General features: G+C 34.2%; 11 protein-coding genes and 2 pseudogenes. 6 read left to right on the top strand and 7 right to left on the bottom strand.

Annotation, left to right across the window (positions count from 1 at the left end; translation table 11 throughout):
- Positions 1-11 precede the first annotated feature (11 nt).
- From U860_RS0130165 to U860_RS32320, 3 genes and pseudogenes are all read right to left on the bottom strand, one after another.
- Positions 12-695, bottom strand: coding sequence for an ABC transporter ATP-binding protein (locus U860_RS0130165; RefSeq protein WP_025151388.1), 684 nt, complete (start codon positions 693-695; stop codon positions 12-14).
- A gap of 11 nt (positions 696-706) precedes the next feature.
- Positions 707-2,134 carry an ABC transporter permease gene (locus tag U860_RS0130160; RefSeq protein WP_025151387.1) on the bottom strand — a complete coding sequence of 476 codons (1,428 nt, stop codon included), beginning with the start codon at positions 2,132-2,134 and terminating at the stop codon, positions 707-709.
- 482 nt (positions 2,135-2,616) lie between these two features.
- A pseudogene (locus tag U860_RS32320) lies at positions 2,617-3,811 on the bottom strand (trypsin-like peptidase domain-containing protein).
- Positions 3,812-4,749: 938 nt separating this feature from the next.
- On the opposite strand from U860_RS32320, the gene U860_RS0130145 reads away from it, so the two are divergent.
- Both U860_RS0130145 and U860_RS0130140 read left to right on the top strand, forming a co-directional pair.
- Positions 4,750-5,415: a response regulator transcription factor gene (locus tag U860_RS0130145; protein WP_025151386.1), complete on the top strand. Its 666-nt coding sequence runs from the start codon at positions 4,750-4,752 to the stop codon at positions 5,413-5,415.
- A 13-nt stretch (positions 5,416-5,428) separates the two neighbouring features.
- A complete protein-coding gene (locus U860_RS0130140; RefSeq protein ID WP_025151385.1) occupies positions 5,429-6,901 on the top strand; it encodes a HAMP domain-containing sensor histidine kinase in 1,473 nt (490 codons plus the stop codon).
- A gap of 605 nt (positions 6,902-7,506) precedes the next feature.
- Here the strand turns inward: U860_RS0130140 and U860_RS0130135 are convergent.
- Together U860_RS0130135 and U860_RS0130130 are read right to left on the bottom strand one after the other, a co-directional pair.
- Positions 7,507-8,079, bottom strand: coding sequence for a tyrosine-type recombinase/integrase (locus U860_RS0130135; RefSeq protein WP_025151384.1), 573 nt, complete (start codon positions 8,077-8,079; stop codon positions 7,507-7,509).
- Positions 8,080-8,675: 596 nt separating this feature from the next.
- On the bottom strand, positions 8,676-9,548 hold the full coding sequence (locus U860_RS0130130; protein WP_025151383.1) for a LysR family transcriptional regulator: 873 nt from the start codon (positions 9,546-9,548) through the stop codon (positions 8,676-8,678).
- 90 nt (positions 9,549-9,638) lie between these two features.
- Here U860_RS0130130 and U860_RS0130125 point away from each other — a divergent pair, with 90 nt between their 5' ends.
- From U860_RS0130125 to U860_RS0130120, 4 genes and pseudogenes are all read left to right on the top strand, one after another.
- Positions 9,639-9,947, top strand: coding sequence for a cupin domain-containing protein (locus tag U860_RS0130125; RefSeq protein ID WP_025151382.1), 309 nt, complete (start codon positions 9,639-9,641; stop codon positions 9,945-9,947).
- A 156-nt stretch (positions 9,948-10,103) separates the two neighbouring features.
- Positions 10,104-10,277 (top strand): annotated as a pseudogene (locus U860_RS34715) (Tn3 family transposase); the annotation flags it as partial.
- 188 nt (positions 10,278-10,465) lie between these two features.
- Positions 10,466-10,669 carry a hypothetical protein gene (locus U860_RS36725; RefSeq protein ID WP_081807008.1) on the top strand — a complete coding sequence of 68 codons (204 nt, stop codon included), beginning with the start codon at positions 10,466-10,468 and terminating at the stop codon, positions 10,667-10,669.
- 12 nt (positions 10,670-10,681) lie between these two features.
- Positions 10,682-10,897, top strand: a complete 216-nt coding sequence (locus tag U860_RS0130120; protein WP_025151381.1) for a hypothetical protein — start codon at positions 10,682-10,684, stop codon at positions 10,895-10,897.
- A 748-nt stretch (positions 10,898-11,645) separates the two neighbouring features.
- Here the strand turns inward: U860_RS0130120 and U860_RS0130110 are convergent.
- Positions 11,646-12,317, bottom strand: a complete 672-nt coding sequence (locus tag U860_RS0130110; protein WP_025151380.1) for an NAD(P)H-dependent oxidoreductase — start codon at positions 12,315-12,317, stop codon at positions 11,646-11,648.
- Between the two features lie 290 nt (positions 12,318-12,607).
- On the bottom strand, positions 12,608-13,574 hold a 967-nt coding region (locus tag U860_RS0130105), incomplete at its 5' end, for a serine hydrolase domain-containing protein (RefSeq protein WP_025151379.1).

Below are 13,574 nucleotides of genomic sequence, written 5' to 3'. Positions count from 1 at the left end.
TTGTTTATTATTTAGATATTACTTTCGTTTACTACCAACTTCTTCTTACTTAAATAAACTGCTCGATCCGATTTTTTTGCAACTTCTTGTGAATGCGTAACAACAATTACACATTTATTCTCTTGATGAGCGAGCTCTTGAAACAACTCAATAATCTCTTTTGCTGTTTCTCCATCAAGGTTTCCTGTTGGTTCATCAGCAATCAGTAAATCAACATTGCAAGATAGTGCCCTAGCAATTGCTACACGTTGTTGTTGTCCACCACTTAGTTGCAAAACATTCCGTTTCGCTTCTACTTCTGTGAGTCCTACCTTCTCTAATAATTCTAATGCCCTTGTCTTTTTATTTTGTACCTTAACACCGGTAATTTCCATTGCCGTTAGTACATTTTGAAGAGCAGTCATATAGGTAATCAAGTTATATGATTGGAAAATCACGGATACATATTGATTACGGTATCGATCCAAACCAATTTTTTGAATGTCCTTGCCTTTATACAGTACATGACCATTTTTAGGTCTATCCAGCCCACAACCTAAGCTAAGCGTTGTGGTTTTACCAGATCCGGATGGCCCCAAAATCGTGTAGAAATGCCCTTTTTGAAAAGAAAAATTCACATTATTTAGTATCGTTACTTTTTTTCCGTTACTTTCATAATAATAATCTAAGTTTTTAAATTGCAAAATCGTCTCCATATCGAGCCTCCTTATTCATCTTTTAAAAGGATTTGTTTTGGATTTAAGCGTAGAATAGATAATGCTGGCAAAATAGTTGCTAATATAGCAATAGTCAGTCCAATCCCCCCCATTTTCCCTAAATCCTCTCCTGTTACACTTACATCAATTTTATCAATTGGATCTTCATTTTGGTTTTGTGGAGTACCACCAGCTCCAACCATCATTACACTACCATTTTGTGAATTGTCTTTTTCTTCACTTGCTGTAGCAATTTCACTCGAAAGTAAGTTATCCCCTACGAATTGAGAAACTTTAGCTCCTGTTGTTAGGGATAATCCAAATGCTAAAATAGCAATACATACTACTTCTACTACGAACTGCGCCATCAGTTTCCATTTTTTCTCTCCAATAGATAATAAAATCCCCATTTCCTTACGACGTGCTTTAATCGATAACATAATGATTAATCCTAAGATAATCGCACCTGCAATAGATACCATATAGATAATCATTTGAGACGTAGAAGCGATATTTTCGATAGGACCAATCATTTGCTTGTACAATGAATCATGTGCATCTAACTTAAAATAATTAAAATCAATATCAGATTTTTTTGCTTCTTTTTTAAATGCCTCAATGTATTGTGGATCGTTCAATAAGTACACGACCTGAATGCTACTCATACCTTCATCTGTTTCTAATTTTTTTAAAGTAGAGTGAGGCATATATAGTTTATTAGCTGGATTCATCATAGGAGGGGGATTTTGACCCATTGGTTGCTCATTCGTTTCATAAATACCAATAATTTCAAGTTCAAGAGTTTCCTTCTTATCCCCTGATTGAATTTTAACCTTATCTCCTACTTTCAAATTGTTTTGTTCCGCTAATCGTTTTTCCATTAAAGTTACATTCTGATCTTGCATCTTTTCTGTAATTGGTTTCCCATCAATGATTTTACTTTTTCCATTTTTAAAACTTTCTTGTAATAAAGTCTTGCGAACTCCTTCTATCATAAGAGAAGAATTCATATCTATTTCTGAACCTGAACCTGAACCTCCCACCATGGCAACGCTACCTTTTCCTTTTCCTTCTTCTTCTCCTTCTGAAGCTCCTACTAATTTAAACCCATCCGCAATTCCGAAATTATTGGTTATATAATTATAGTCTTTTACATACTTGGACTTCGCTAATTGATCTGTTTCTTTTGTATTGAGCTGCGGCGGATTAGGCGCTTCTCCAGTTTCCCTTGCTTGTTTTCCTAATTTATCAAAATCAAGACCTAAAGTAACATCAGCACCCAGTTTTTTTCTTGCTGAATCAGCAGCTTTTTTTGATGCATTTTGGATTGCGAATCCTGCCAGCACTAAGTTTGTAACAATCAGAAAGACCGCCATCAAAATTAATGATGTTCCTATTCTTTTTTTCATACTGAGAATTGCGCGTTTTATAAAATTCATTTTTCCTAACCTCCTTGATAGTTGTTATTCTAAATACACTATCTGGAGTTTATATGAAGATATTCAGTAGATTATCTAAAGATATTAGGGCTTATCTGGAGTGCATATGTAGTGATTCGTTAATATAGTCAAGAAAAACTGGAACACAAATTAAAATACGTAATCGATTTTGAACATTGGTAAGGAGTCAGTCCATTTAATGTGGAATGAGGACAAACGGAATAATAATAGGTATAAAATATCAGTCACCAACCGATTAACTTGAGGAAGGAATACAAACACGGGATAACTCCCTTTATTTATGCCCCATACAGTACAGGATGAGATACTATAGCTGGAAAATTAGCCTCCTGCATGGAATAACAATGTGGGCATTCTTTTTGCTTAATCACATTTACCACCTCTGATATATCTAGTACCCACACAAAAAGCACATATAAAAAAACCACCGAAAGGTGGCTATATTTTTAAGCGGCACTTGTTTAATCCGCTAATTTCACGTTTTTTGTTAGTTTTTCACCATTTCGATAAACTGTTACTTTAATTGTATCCCCCAATTTTTTCTTTTCATATAAATATTTACGGAATTGAACGACATTTTCTATTTTTTGTCCATCTAATGCAATCACAACATCATATTGTTGTAATCCACCTTTTTCTGCTGGTGATTGGTTTGAGATATTCCTCAATACTGCACCATTTGATATCTCTTTTGGTAATTTTAATTGATTGCGTGCAGAATCTGCCATTTTCTCCACATCTAATAACTGTACACCCATCATCGGATGTTTAACTGTTCCATCTTTCTCAAGAGACTCTAGGATCGTTTTGGCTATATGAATTGGAATTGCAAATCCAATTCCTTCAACAGCTTGTTGTGCAATTTTACTCGAATTAATTCCAATGACTTCACCCTGTTCATTAAACAAAGCTCCTCCACTATTCCCAGGATTAATAGCTGCATCTGTTTGAATTACCTGTGCTTGCCAATCCACTTGTTGATTTCCAAGGGTACTAACAGGTATTTCTCGTTCCTTGCTACTAATAATCCCCTTTGTTACACTACCTTCTAGCCCCAATGGATTCCCAATGGCTATTACCGTTTCCCCTGTACGAATTTTTTCTGAGTCTCCAAGTGTTGCGACTCTTTTTACATCTGTCCCGTCAATTTCTAATACCGCTAAATCTAATAATGGATCTGTCCCTACTACTTTAGCGGGAACCTTTTTACCATTATTCAATTTCACTTCTACTTTATTCGCACCGTCTATCACATGATTATTTGTAACAATGAAAGCCTTATTGCCGTTTTTTTATATATGACCCCTGATCCCGAACCAGCTTCTTCTGATTGATCTTGCGTATTAAATGAATCTGCATTTTGTTTATAGTTAATGACACCTATGACAACTTCTTTTGCAGATTCAATCATATTTTGAGGATTGCTCACATCTTCTGGTTTGTAAGAGATCGGCGTAGCCCCTGATTTACTTCGTTATGCTTAGGAGATTGACCCGCACTTCCTTTGATTTCATTTATATAAGGGGTGGTCAATCCAATGGTAATTGCACCAATCACTGCACCAATTATTCCTGTGAAAAAATACCCTGTTTTTTTATAGGCTTTATTCCTATTGCTTTCTGTTTGATTTATATCATAGTGTCCCATTGTGAACATCCCTTTCTCCTTTAATTTACAATTGAATATTTTTGTCTTCATATTTGAAATACGATGTATGAATGTAATATTTAGGAATCACCATTTCAAAAAAAGAAAATTTTACCTTTAGGCATGGTTTAGACATAAATCAACTGTTTTTTCGTAGGGGTAACATTACGTTTCAACTTTTATATAAATATATATAAATGTATTCAAACACACTTCGAGCTTGTCTCTAAAAAAAGAGCCTATTCGGCTCTCAACAAATAGGGTATTCAATGTACATAGTAGCATGCATGTTTATACAGGTGTTTTGCAAAAAGCGGAAACAAGGGACAATAAACATCCATTAGCTTATTTATTCTTTTGTTATAAACTTAGATCCTAGCATTCTTGTGAGAATGGATGGTAATAGGTTTGTGTGTAAATAAGAAGGAAGGGATAAAATTTGATAGATTGTGTAAATCGTCAACATCATGTATCATTCCTTTCTATTTGGTACATGTATCATACAAACTTAATCTGTATTCTATATGGAGTTAATCTAGAGTTATAGTAAAGATTTTCAGTACCTAGTTATTGAATACAAAAATAGAGAGAATCAATTTGATCCTCCCTATTTTTGTTCACTAGACTTATATAGCTTTCTTTTATTTACACTTGTGTATTTATTTAAGCACGGTGCTGATTTCAATTTTTATTTTTTCTCTTTTATGCGTCTATTATTCGAATGAGGGGCCATCCACAGTTGTACATCTAATAAAGAAAGAATGATGTTTGCTTCCAGTGACATCTTAATTACCTCCCTCTGTCTCGCTATGTATATAACCTATCTCATGCATCTGGAGCTGATTTGAAATACATGTAGTTTTCTTGTGAAGTTTTTATAGTGTTTCTAATACGTCTCCACATCAACTTCAGATTGGAAGGTTATAATGACTACAAGAGGTGATATTATGAAGAACTATCACATTCTGGTGGTAGAAGATGATCAAGAAATACAAGAATTAATCAAACAATTTTTAATGACACAACAGTATAAAGTTATAGTTGCATCAGATGGATTAGAGGGCATGAAACAATTTAATAAGCAATCCTTCGATTTAATTCTTCTAGATGTGATGATGCCAAACCTGAATGGATTTGAAGTTGCCAAAATGATTCGAAGTCAGTCAAATATACCAATTATTATGCTAACTGCGCTAGAAGAAGAACAAGATCAAATGAAAGGATTTGATCTTGGAATCGATGATTATATTACAAAACCTTTTTCTTTTCATGTTTTGATGAGACGAGTCGAAGCAGTACTGAGAAGAAGTAATAATCAAAGTACGGATAATCATTTTGTATTTAGAGAACTACATGTCGATGGTGATGCATATAAGGTATATGTAAATAGGGTTGAAGTTCCCTTAACGACAAAAGAATTTGAAATTTTGCAACTACTACTTCAAAATGAAAAAAAGGTACTCACAAGAGAAAATATCGTAGAAAAAATTTGGGGATATGAGTATGCCGGAGACACACGAATGATTGATACGCATATGAAAAACATACGAAAAAAATTAGATATACCCTATATCAAAACAGTAAAGGGCATTGGTTATAAAATCGATGAATAGTATTGTAAAAATCATGAAGATGAAAAGAATTACCTATAAACTCTTTATGACTACATCCCTCATTTTGTTAGCCTTTGCAACCTTGATTTATGTAACTTTATACTTCTTTCTCCCTAAATTTTATGAGCAATACAAAACAGATCAGCTTCAAACGGGAATCGAAGAAATAATTGATAAATCTAAAGATCTTACGCTTCAAAATGCAATACCACTTGTTGATGAATACGCACAAAAAAATAATGCAGTGATCTACCTTCAAGATAATGAGGGAAGACTTATTTATTATCCTTCTCTTACTTTTCTTCAAAGTACTATTCAAGGAAGTGCTATTCAAGGGAGTACTATTCAGGGGGGTACTCAAGCAAAAGGTTTTGTTAAAACAGTACCAATAAAGGGTTTGGATTATTCTCGTAATTCATATGAGGTTACCAGGCCAATACAATTCCAAGATGTTAACTTAACGCTTGTGGTGTTCGCAACATTTCAACCGATCGATGAAGCTTCACAGGTCTTGGTGCTTTTTCTCCCCTATATTAGTATCATTGTACTGGTTATTGGTTTAGGAAGTGCTTATCTCTATTCAAGGTTTATTACCAAACCACTTATTTATATTAATGAAGGTGCACAAAAGATGGCAAACTTGGATTTCTCCGAAAAAATTGAGGTTCGTTCTATGGATGAATTAGGGGAATTGTCCAATAGCTTGAATGATATGTCCATAAATTTACAACAGGCAATTTTTGATTTGCAAAAAGCGAATCAGCAATTGAAAAGTGATATTGAAAAAGAAAGAGAAATAGAAACAAAGCGAAGGGAATTCTTTGCTATTGTAGCACATGAATTAAAAACTCCTCTTACTATTATGAAAGGATACTTAGAAGGGATGATATATAATATCGGCCCTTATCAAAATCGTGACCAATATTTAAAGAAAAATCATCAAATAATTGAAAGTATGGAACAACTGGTTCGCGAAATCTTAAGCATGTCAAAATTAGAACAACATACCTTTAAACTACAAGTAGAAGAAGTAAATCTTTCGAAATTAGTAGGTACAATCACAAAAAATCTCGAATTTTTTGCTTCTCAAAAAGGCATTCAAATAATAAAAGAAGTCGATTCTGACATTTTTGTTTATACGGATTGTGTTCTTTTAGAAAAAGCCTGTAAAAACATCATTCATAATGCGATTATGTATTCACCACCTAACGAAAAGGTCTATATAAAGTTAAGCCAAGAATCTAAGCAAAACCATACCGAAATACAAGTCATCAATACAGGTGTCGAAATTAAAGAAGAGAATATACAACACATATTCGAACCCTTTTATCGAATCGAAAAGTCAAGAAATCGAAATACGGGAGGGAGTGGCTTAGGGTTATATATTGTAAAACAAATTTTTGAATCCCTTTTTATCACGTATTCTATAAATAATACCAAACAAGGCGTAGAATTTTTAGTTACCATTCCATTATCCAGCAAATAAACAACAAAAGAGTCTCAATCTCATCTCATCCTATAAAAATGAGATTGAGATTTTTCATATTATGTTGGGTATGGCAACCCAAACATAATATGGGGTACAGCCGAGATACGTGTAAATATAATATTTCTAATCTGATTTAAAATCTGATTTTTTATTTTCGCTTTTCACATAAACAAACGTTTACATGAGAAATGAGGATCGGGTTGAACTACCCCCAATTTCACTTCGTTTAGAAGTGGGGGATTCCTAAGTAAAGAGTTCTATCGAACTCTAATTTATTAGGCTATCTCCGCAGTCCTTGCGGTTAGAAGCCTTATCGCTTCATTCTTTAGATTGATTTTTCACGTAGTTTTAACTATTTGTTGTTAGATGTTCTAAATTGAGTTCTACTCATGAAGTTAAGCGGTCTTTGACTTAGTAACTTCTGACTAATCAATGCAACCTAACAGTTAGTATGAAAAAGACAATTACTTAGTTATTTTCACGCACTTTTGACTATTGTTTTATGATGTTGTTGAGGAAAGATAAAAAGAAAATTTATTTTAAATCTATATTTAGAGGAGATGGGCAAAAATACCCATAAACAAAAAAGCATCTAAATTAAATTAGATGCGAAATGTATCAAGTATATTATCTTTCTCTTCCTTATTGATTCCAATGTACCTTAATGTAATTTGTGGTGTACTATGATTCAATATTTCTTGTAACATAGCAATATCTTTTGTTTGCTTGTAAAACCAATATCCAAATGTTTTACGCATAGTATGAGTACCTAATGATTCTACTCCGGCAAAATCTCCGGCTTTTTGTAACTGTCGATAGGCTTGAATTTTACTAATGGGTTTATCACCTTTTCGAGAAGGAAATAACCAGGTACTTTTTAGACTTTCAGCGTATGGAAATACTTCCTCAAAAATAGATGTAATATTTATGATACGTTCCTTTTTTGTTTTTCCTTCTTTAACTTTAAATTCTTTCCGCTTTTTTCGCTTTAATTTTAAAATCTCATTCGTTTCCATTTTAAGTAAGTCACTTACACGTAATCCAGTATTAATCCCAAGTAGGAATAAAATGTAATCACGATCTGAACAATGACGTTTAAGAGACCATTTCATATCTTCGAGCTGTTCTTTGCTCCGAATTGGTTGTACATCAATTAAATGTTGCTTTTTATCCATCTGTTTTTCAATCCCTTTATTTTCAGTGATTTGAATGTATACTTTTTTCTTTTTCTAATATCAATGAAATTAGATATACTTGTAAAATATGGTTTTAATATTCAAAATTAATAAAAAATAAATTGTAATAAAAATATGATGGTTATCACTTATGTTTACTCCTTGTGCTGAAGATAAGATCGTATTCTCCGATCTTATCTTTTTTTGTTTGTAGAAATTTAATGCAAAAAAATAGAATCCTTATTATCCATTTGGGGGCACCATATCAAAAAAAGAAAATTGTACGTCTAGACACAATTTGGAGGCAAATTAACCGGTACCTTGTACGTTAAGGAACCGGTTATTACTTTTACTTCTCTTTTACTGAGTTTTTTTCCGTAGTGGTCGCAAATTATTAAAATTTGTTTTTAGGTTTAAATTCCACACATAATCATCTGTCAACGTAATATGCTCCCATCCAAGTGGCGATACCCCTTATTGTGATGAATTAGACTTATATTGGTTAAACTTTAAGGGGTTTGGATTCCTATTGCCGTTTCTGTTCCGTTACTACACAAACCCCTACTTGACAAACATTAGCAGGTTTTTGTGCTTGTTTAGCAGGATGAAAATATGTTAGCTACCAATTTTTCTGTAGCAGGGCTGAGGGCTATATTTTTTTTGCGGATTAATCCAACAGGTAAAGCGAATGAAATATCATCGATGTCACGAATAGCGTATTGATGTGGATTGGCAATGAAATTGCTAGGTAGCATAGCAATACCAAACCCTTGTAATACAAGATTTAAAACCATCTCCATGTTTGCTGCATCGTAATTAGAGTGTAAATGAAAACCATGATGAAGAAAAACATGCTCTATTTTTCGCCGATAATCACACAATTGTCCAGTTAAAATAAAATTTTCATCTTCCAAATCACACATGTGAATTTTTTCTTGTGTAGATAATGGATGGTCGATCGGCAGTATCAAACAAAGCTTTTCTTCATATAGCGGATAAAATTCAAGATTTAATTCTGGTGATGGAGGGGGACATAAGGCAATATCAAGTTCGTTAGCGATAATCCGTTGACTAAATTGTTGGGTTACGCCACTTTCGATGGAAAGACAAATTTGTGGATGGTCTTTCATAAACTTTGTTAGTACGGAAATCAAATTTGTTTTGCCAATGGAATCAATGGCTCCAATCCGAATAAGTCCTTTCTGACCGATTGAAAATTCTTTTGCGGTTTCGGTGATTACATCCACTTGATTTAATAAAATATCTGCCTGTTCTTTCACAAGTCTTCCGGCTTCGGTTAGCACCATTTGTTTTCCTTTACGCTCAAACAGTTCGATGCCGAGTTTTTCTTCTAATTGATTGATGTGTAGGGTGATGGTAGATTGTGCGTATTGCAGCAGATTTGCTGCTTTTATCTGACTACCACATTGGACAACAGCTTGAAATGTCTGTAACAAACGAATTTCCATGATTCATTCCTCCTGAAGAATAGTTCATTTTTGTTCATATTGACCAATATATCATCGTAAATTACTATTTGTATAGAAGGAGATGATAACATGAAAGATTTATTTTCCGTTGATATCACAAACAGTGAGTGGAAATTTGTTATGGACGGTATAGAACAAATTCCATTACGAGATGCGAATGGTGAACTGCGTTATGTCGTGCGATTTGCACCGGGGGCAAAATTCCCTCAACATACGCATAGGGATACCGAGGAATTATTCGTATTAGATGGAGCTCTTATCAGCAATGATGTTGAGTATGGAGCAGGTTCTTATCTCTGTTATGGACCTAATACAGAACATGAACCATGGTCTGAAAAGGGTTGTTTGGTTTTTGTAATGGAACGTAATGCTGGATAGTGTTTTTCTGTATCTGTTTTTTTGTGTAGGAAATTATTAATTTTTATTGTTTTCATGCAAACATTGCCACATAGAATGGATAACCTTCATTCTAAGAGGAAACCGCTCGAAAAGGAGCGGTTTTTTTATGTTGTGTGCCCAGCAAGCCGTTAATTAGTAGATGCATTACGTGCAAAAGGTGTGGACATTCCAGAAGAATATTTACGACATATACCTCCACTTGGCTGGGAACATATTACGTTGACAGGTGATTATGTTTGGAACTTAAATGAAAATACAAATTTTAATAATTTAAGACCATTACGGGAGAAAAATTATATAAAAAAGTAGTAAAGTAAGTAATTAGCCGGGTCCTTAACGTACAAGGTACTGGCTAATTCGTGTCCAAATTGTGTCTAAACGTACAATTTTCTTTTTTTGATATGGTGACCCCTTTATGGTAATTCTTTTTGTAAATCCTTGTATTTAAATGTATAATTATATAAAAAGTTCTAAAAATTTGAATCGAGGTGAAAATCATGAGAAGTTTTAGTTCATTATTGATCTCTACTATCTGTTCAACAATCCTTTTAGTTTGGAATTCCTTTTCTTTCTATACTGGATTCACAACAGGACATTCATACTACTGGGTTAACGGTATCATAGCCTTGGTTTTCCTTCTATTCTTTGTCTTAAATATGCGAGATATCATCAAGAAAAACTACAGAACATCAGGACAATAGGAGTTGATACATATGTGGGAAAGATTTAAAAACTATAAGTATTCCTCAAAGGAATTAGAGTTCATGCTTTGGTTATTTGGTATTACTTGTTTTATACACTCGGTCGCTTTCTTTGGTGGACTATTTTCTTCTGAATTCCTTTGGTTTAAAGGTCTTTGCGCTATTGCAGCATTACTAGCTTTTATGGATGTTAAGCGGAAAATCAATAAGTATAAGGTAGCATTGTGAAAAGGAGCCATTACAGGTTCCTTTTTTCTATGCAAAATAAAAAAAGCAGTGGACTCGCCATTTTAATTAATCAACTTTAAATCAATATCTACACTATAATAATTTATGAAAGTTATAAGAATAGGTAAATAGAGGAGAATTTATAGTATTCTTATAGAAAGACCTATATTTATATTTAGGATTAATTAACTATAAGAAAATGAATTTCATGTTATCACTAAATATAATTCTTAAAAACATGTAAAGCACTGACATTCTGACCATGTATTTTTGAAAGGGTTTGGAATTATATATTTTTCACAAAAAACAAGATATAATTATTATTGAAGAGCAATTTGTAAGTCCCATTGAAATATGTGGTAAATTTACATGGGATATGAAATGCATATTCGAAAAGAGATAATACACGGAATGAAAGTGTTCTTATCTCTTTTTTACTTATATAATGAAGAAATTAATTGGGAAAAAGTAAACAAACAATTATTCGAAGAATTTGGGGCATCAATGAATATAGGATGTACTATTCTTTCAGACTGATACTTTATTCCTTACAGTATCAAAATAAGGCAATAGGGATTATTTAATCAATGTCTACTTTATTGAATTCCATTTTTATTATGTATTTTCTATATAACAGAGGAAAAAGCACCCTATTTGGATGCTTACTTGGACTTATCTCTAAATAACATTAAAGGGAACATGCCTATGTGATCATGTCCCTTGATGCTGAGGAACATCATCTACAGTTTTATCGCCATTCGACAATTTCATCGAGATTTTGTCTTGTTTTTGGACGTTTGGGATCCTCTTTCCGATATCCGAAAGCGACCATACAGGCTACACCGAAATCGTTGCCGTTAATGATACCCTCATTTTGCAAAATAGTGGTCACCTGCTTTTTATCAAAACCTTCTATCGGACAAGAATCAATACCGATTTGAGCCGCAGCTGTCATCATGTTTCCTAATGCTATATATGTTTGTTTGCTTGCCCATTCAAAAATGAGACGGTCATTATCTTCGAGTTCTGTTTCGACGAAGGATTTGTAGAAACCGGAAAGATTTTGCACAACTTCTTCAGGCATATGATGAATGTCTTTCATCATTTTGATCACGTGAACGGAATCATGCCTTAAGCCTTCTTTTCTTCTGGCCAATATAACTACAAAATGGCTGGCAGTAGGAAGTTGTCCCTGGGCACCACCGGATACAGGTTTTAATTTTTCGCGAAGCACTGCATCCTGGATCACGACAAACTTCCACGGCTCCAAACCAACTGAACTTGGAGACAATCTGCCTGTTTCCAAAATAAAGTGAAAATCTTCATCCGAAATTTTTTTGTTGGTGTCAAACTCCTTGCAAGCATGTCTGAACTGGTAAGCTTTTAAAATTTCCTGTTTTTTACTCTCAGTTCCTATCATGTGGAATCACCCTTCCTTTTTAGTAATACTTTAATAAACCATATTTCTCTAAAAGTATTTCATTACCCTGCAAATCAGTTTAATAAGCTATATTTCATTATATGGGGTCTCGCCACATGCCCATCAACTTAAGAAAACAAATCCACCCCAAAACGAAAAAATAAGCTTTTTTATTACAAGTTAGGACAAAATCTCGTTCTGGGGGAGTTGTATTTTCTTAGCTTGATAGCGATGTGACGCTACCCCAACTATAAAAACTATGACAAAATTTATCCTGTTTTCCTTTTTGCCTACTTGCTAAATTCAGCAAGTAAAATATTTTTAAAAGGATCAGGACTGTTAGCTCTAACCGAACTGTTCAAATTGACGGCCAAAGTATGCTTGCCTCCAATTGTACCTCCAGCAAGAGTAGAAAACCCTGGAACGCCACCTGTGTGTCCCCATATCGAGACACCGTTTGGAAGCTTAATTTCATAGATTCCAAGACCATATCCATCGATTCCTTTTCTTCCTGTAGGAACTGTAGTAAGCATTTGTTTTAGTTGCTGTTCCTTCAGTAATTTGCCACTGAGTAAGTAAGAGAAGAATTTGTTTAAGTCGTCAGCAGTAGAAATCATATCTCCATCCGAGCTACCTGGGTTAGAATAAGTAACGTCTTTTAGCTCACTTGCTCCGTCTGGTTGGACATATCCACGGGCATGCTTGGTGCCTGGAATAACGGTTGAATTGCCAGGTAGGAACGTATTCGACAATTCAAGCGGTTCAATAATCCGATTTTCAATCTCTTCCGCATAGCTGTTTCCGGTTACTTTTTCAATAAGGATACCCAGTAATACATATCCTGTGTTTGAATAAGACCAGCCCTTTCCTGGGGCAAAGTCTGGGGGCAGAGAAATCCCCATCTTTACGAATTCTTCAGCTGTATACGATTTGTTTTTATCCATAATATCAAAGTCTTTTGACTTTATGTAGTCAGCGATACCACTTGTATGATTCAATATCTGCCGGATAGTAATCTGTTTATCATCATATCCGTTTCCTTGAATGACACCAGGCAACCATTTTTCGATAGAGTCGTCTAGATTCAAGCGGTTCTCTCCAGCTAATTGAAGTAGAACTGTTGCAATGAACGTCTTCGTCACGCTGCCAATGCGAAAGCGAAAATCTGTTTCCATTGGTTTCTTGGTTCTCAGATCCGCCATCCCAGCGGCATAACTCCACGTTTTTCCACCCTCAGAAGTTTTAGCAAGTATCCCC

Origin of the sequence: Bacillus sp. H1a (genome assembly GCF_000633475.1) — a bacterium.
Taxonomy (GTDB): Bacteria; Bacillota; Bacilli; order Bacillales; family Bacillaceae_G; genus Bacillus_A; species Bacillus_A paramycoides.
Note: the sequence above shows the minus strand (reverse complement) of the source record. Positions and strands in the feature narration are given on the sequence as shown.